Source organism: Desulfobacteraceae bacterium (genome assembly GCA_022340425.1).
GTDB lineage: Bacteria > Desulfobacterota > Desulfobacteria > Desulfobacterales > JAABRJ01 > JAABRJ01.
Window position 1 is genome coordinate 1 of sequence record JAJDNY010000157.1, and the last position, 4524, is coordinate 4524.

At 66.0% G+C, this 4524-nt stretch carries 5 protein-coding genes; 2 read left to right on the top strand and 3 right to left on the bottom strand.

All coding sequences use genetic code 11. The annotated features are described in order from the left end of the window. The coding region (locus tag LJE63_13590; GenBank protein ID MCG6907639.1) for an ACT domain-containing protein at window positions 1–330 on the top strand (330 nt) is incomplete at its 5' end. Window positions 331–385: 55 nt separating this feature from the next. Here LJE63_13590 and aceK read toward each other — a convergent pair. The 3 genes from aceK to LJE63_13605 form a co-directional block, all read right to left on the bottom strand. Then, the gene (gene aceK, locus LJE63_13595) at window positions 386–2110 is read right to left on the bottom strand and encodes a bifunctional isocitrate dehydrogenase kinase/phosphatase (protein ID MCG6907640.1); all 1725 of its coding nucleotides are present in this window, start codon (window positions 2108–2110) and stop codon (window positions 386–388) included. Window positions 2111–2143: 33 nt separating this feature from the next. Further along, window positions 2144–2851, bottom strand: coding sequence for a bifunctional 2-polyprenyl-6-hydroxyphenol methylase/3-demethylubiquinol 3-O-methyltransferase UbiG (gene ubiG / locus LJE63_13600; protein ID MCG6907641.1), 708 nt, complete (start codon window positions 2849–2851; stop codon window positions 2144–2146). A 67-nt stretch (window positions 2852–2918) separates the two neighbouring features. Continuing rightward, window positions 2919–3659: a J domain-containing protein gene (locus LJE63_13605; protein ID MCG6907642.1), complete on the bottom strand. Its 741-nt coding sequence runs from the start codon at window positions 3657–3659 to the stop codon at window positions 2919–2921. A gap of 97 nt (window positions 3660–3756) precedes the next feature. On the opposite strand from LJE63_13605, the gene LJE63_13610 reads away from it, so the two are divergent. Further along, window positions 3757–4524 (top strand): hypothetical protein (locus LJE63_13610; GenBank protein ID MCG6907643.1); only part of this gene is annotated, 768 nt, incomplete at its 3' end.

A 4524-nucleotide genomic window follows, 5' to 3' on the forward strand; every position in this document is an offset into this window, starting at 1 on the left:
AAATCCTTGAAGCGGATCGCCTCGGTGGCAAGCTACAACTCCATGCGGCGGGACTCAGCGGCCTTCGCCCTTGTCCGTCTGCTGGTGGATCAGACCGACAAGGCCATCGACCTGCTCTCACGCGAAGACTACCTCTTCGACATCATCCCGGTTATGGCCGTCGAGTTGGAGAACCGGCCCGGCACCCTGGCCGAAATCACCGCCAAATTCGGCCGGGAGGGCATCAACATCAACTATGTTTACGGATCGGTGGCGGGGCCGGAATCCAAATGCCTCTTCGTCTTCTGCCCGGAGGACATCGAGCAGGCCGCCAAGCTCTTCCAGGAGTAGACCTGCCGTCCCCGCACCTCGCCGGGGATCCCGCGGCGCCCAAGGCTCAGGTGCGCTATAGCCGCAAGGCATCTGCGTAGGGGAAGATATGGATCCGCTCCCCGGAGCGGATGCGCACCTGGGTCTGGCGCCAGAAGTCGACATCGAACAGATCGGCGTGGTGCGCCATGAATTCTGCCTCCAGCGGGCCGGAAAGACCCAGGTAAGGCCGAAACTCCTCGGGAAAGACATCCGCTTCGCCCACCGTGAACCACGGTTCGGCCGCCATCTCGTCCTCGTAGCGGCGGGAGGGCGGTTTTTGGCGGAAATTGCAGGCGATCAGCGGGCAAAGCTCGTCGTAATCGTAAAACACCACCCGCCCGTGGCGGGTGACGCCGAAGTTTTTGAGCAGCAGGTCCCCCGGAAAAATATTGATCCGCGCCAGGTCCTTGATGGCGTTGCCGTAATCCACGACCACCGCCCGGGCGGCCTCGGGGCTGGCCGTCTGGAGGTAAAGATCCAGCGGCGTCACCCGCCGCTCCAGGTAGACGTGCCCGACTACCACCCGATCGGCTTCGATGCGCACCGTGCGCGGGGCCGAACGCGCCAGCTCCGCCAGCAGCGGTTCGTCAAAGCAGGCGTGGTCGAACTGCAGGTGTTCGAAAGACTGGGCGTCCAGGAGCCGCCCGGCCCGGTCGTGCTTGAAAACGAAATCGTAGCTGGCGATGACCTTGCGCCGGGTGGTTTCCTTGGGGTGGACGATGCGGTCCCGGATCAGTTTGAAGACCATATCGTAGCTCGGCATGTCGAAGACCACCATCACCAGCCCACGTTTGCCCCGCGAAATACGGAAAGGCTGGCCGCAGACCGTGGTGTTGGCCAGCAGGTCGCGGTAAAGCACGGTTTTGCCGTGCTTGTCGAAGCCCAGTGAAATATAGAGTTCGGCCAAAGGCTTAGACGGCAAGAGGGTCCGCAGAAAGCCCACCATCTCAGCGGGCCGCGGCACCGTCACGTGGAAATACGAGCGCGTGAAGCTAAAGAGGATGCTGACCGCCGTTTCGCTCAGCAGCACCGCGTCCACGACGATCCCCGCAGGCTTGTGGAGCAGGGCCAGCGCCATCGGCACCCCACCGCGGTCGGTGACCAGGCGCCCGACCAGGTAGGCCCCCATTTCCCGGTAAAAGACGCTGCGCACCACCTCCAGGCCCAGCAGCCGGATATCAGGCCCCATTTCCCCGAGACGGTCGTGGACCCGCGCCGCCACCCGCGCCGCATCCCCCGCCAGGTCCTGAAAGGGGCAGGTGAAGGCGGCGGCCGTTAGAACCCGCCGGATTGCCGGCGCCAGGGGGCCGTCGATGGGATGGACGTCATAGACCGGCTCCGGCGGATGCCGGGGCGGGTTTCTGAATTCGGCGGTAACGAACTCGATGGCCGCGTCCACCCCGACAGTGTTGAAGATCCGGCGCGTGACGGAATTGAAAAAGGTCTCGCCCAGCTCACGGTCACCGCGGGCCGCCAGCCGCTCGGAATAAAGGCCCTTCATGGCGGCCCAGAGGGAAACCTCGCTCAGGCGGTCGGCGAGCAGGCGCCGGGTCTCGGCGACCGCCCCGTCCAGAACGGCGGCATAGAGATCCAGGCGCTCGCCGGCATCGGCCTGCATGCCCTGCCAGTCGCGGCTTTCAAAGCGGCCCTGGGCGCGGCGGGTAAGATCGGCGAAGCGGGTGCGATAAGCGTCGAAGCCGTCGTGGATGATGCCGGCGGCCGCGCTGGCCGCTTGGCTGTCGGTCATGGGAGGGGGCATGGCAAGACTCCCGGCGGGGCCGCCGGACGGGGCTCAGGGGCGCTTGAAATGGGCCAGATAGTTGACCTCCAGGCCACCCCCCAGCCGGTAGCGGCGGGTAAAGGGGTTGTACTGCATGCCGGAAAAATCGCGGGCTGCCAGCCCAGCCTGCCGGCCCCACGCGGCGAGTTCGGCGGGCCGAACGAAGCGCCCGAAGACGTGGGTGCCGCGCGGCAAGAGCCGCAGAAGGTACTCGGCCCCGACAATCGCAAAGACAAAGGATTTGGCGGTGCGGTTGAGGGTGGCGAAGAAAACGTCCCCGCCGGGCCGCACCAGCCGACCGCAGGCGCGCACGATGGACGGCGGGTCGGGCACATGCTCCAGCAGCTCCATACAGACCACCACGTCGAAGCCTGCCGGCTGGCTGAGGGCCAGATCCTCGGCGGTGCCCCGGCGGTAATCGATGCACAGTCCGCTCTGCCGGGCGTGCAGGGAGGCCACCGCCAGCGGCGTCTCTCCCATGTCGATGCCCGTCACCCGAGCGCCGGCCAGCGCCAGGGCCTCTGAGAGCACGCCACCGCCGCAGCCCACGTCCAGCGCCCGTCGGTCGGCGAGCCGAACCCGGTCGGCGATGTAGCCCAGACGCAGCGGATTGATGTCGTGCAGGGATTTTAGGGCGCCCTTGGGGTCCCACCAGCGGGGCGCCACCGCCTCGAATTTGGCGATTTCCAGACGGTCGATATTTTCGGGTTGCGGCATCATCGGCTGCTCATGGGGACGCCGGCCCTCCGGCCGGGGAGTTGAAGGTCGAAACCGGGACCGGGTGCGTTTATCTGCCGGCGATGGGCGGCATCGGCTGCACCCAGCGGTTGGTGCGGCCGTCGTAGAACCACCGGTCCGGGAAACCCCGACGGGTCACGAAGGTCGGGTTTTCGGCCCACTCCAGTATCTGCTCGTAGGCCGCATGCAGTTTTTGAAACATGGCGCTGCTGCCCCCATGGTCGGGGTGGTGCCGCAGGGCCTGCCGGCGAAAAGCGCTTTTGACGATCCGCGGAAGCTCCGGACTGCTGAGATCCTCCCGGCGCAGCCTGAGCTGAACCAGGGAGTTGCCGATCAGGGTGGGCCGGAGCTTCTCCCGGGGGTTGAGGCGGCCGAGGGCCTCCTCCTGGCGGCTGGCCATCTTTAGCAGGTGAATCGAGGCCAGATAGCGCTTGCGGGTGCGCTCCTTCTCGGCCCACCAGTGATTGCCCAGCCGGGTGCTCATGCGAAAAAAATCCTCGGCCGGGGTGCGTCGCCCCGACCGGGGTTGAATGAAGCTGAAGACTGCCTGACGGTCGTAGGGCAGCAGGTCCAGCACCAGAATGGCGTCGGTAAAGAAAAAAGTGGCATAGCGGGCGTTGAGGGTCTGCAGGAGGCCGGTTGAAATCGCCAGCGAGCGCCGCAGTTTCTGGCGGCAGTCGACGGAGCAATAGTGCCTGCGGCGCGAGGTGATCTCCGCGCCGCAGGAAAGGCAGCGCCGGCCCGGCTTGCGAGCGAAGAACGGCGCGATGAGGTTTCCCCTGGGTTGCATGCCGGCATCATAACAGAGTTCGGACATAAGATGAAGACCGATTGCCGTGCCCGGCAGGGCCTGGGCTGGTCGCGGAAGCGCGCATTCAGGAGGCGCCATGGCCGAAACGGTTAATCAGGAAACGATCCGGGCCGATGTCCGCCGGCTGCTGGGGCGGCCCGATGTCCACCCCCCGCTGGCCCGGCTGCAGGCCGCACTGCCGCCCGGGGCACGGGCCTGCCTTTTCGGCGGGGCGATCCGCAACCTGATTCTGGTGCGGGTTCACGGCAGCAGCCCTGAAACGCGGGATCTCGATTTTGTGGTCGCCGGCCTGCCAGAGGATTTCCGTTTACCGCGCTGCCTGCCGCGCCGGGAGCGGGTAATCACCGAAATGGGGGGGGTCCGCTGGCAGCCGCCGGACTCCCCCTTCAGCTTCGACCTCTGCCGGCTGTCCGATTTCGTGGTCTTCCGGCTGTTTCCCATGCCCCCGACGTTGGAAAACCTCCTGGCCAACATCGACTTCAGCGCCAACGCCGTGATCTACGACCCGGCCGCGGACCGCCTCTACGAACGCGGCTGCATCAACGCCATTTACGCCCGACGCTTCGACTTCAACACCCTGCGCCTGTGCGACAAGCTCATCTCCACCTACCGCATCCTGGTGCTCAACCACAAACTGGGCTTCACCCTGTCCGAAAGGGTCTTTCACTACTTGCGGGCCACCGCCGACATCGATCTGGTGATCAGCCTCAAGCGGGCCCTGGCGGCGGGCGTCGGCAAGGACCGCGCCGCGGTCCTGATGGCCTATTATCGCCGAATTCGCGGCTTCCGCGACTATGCCGCCTACTTGGCGGCGGCCGTCGAGCTTCCCCCTGCACCCGCCGCC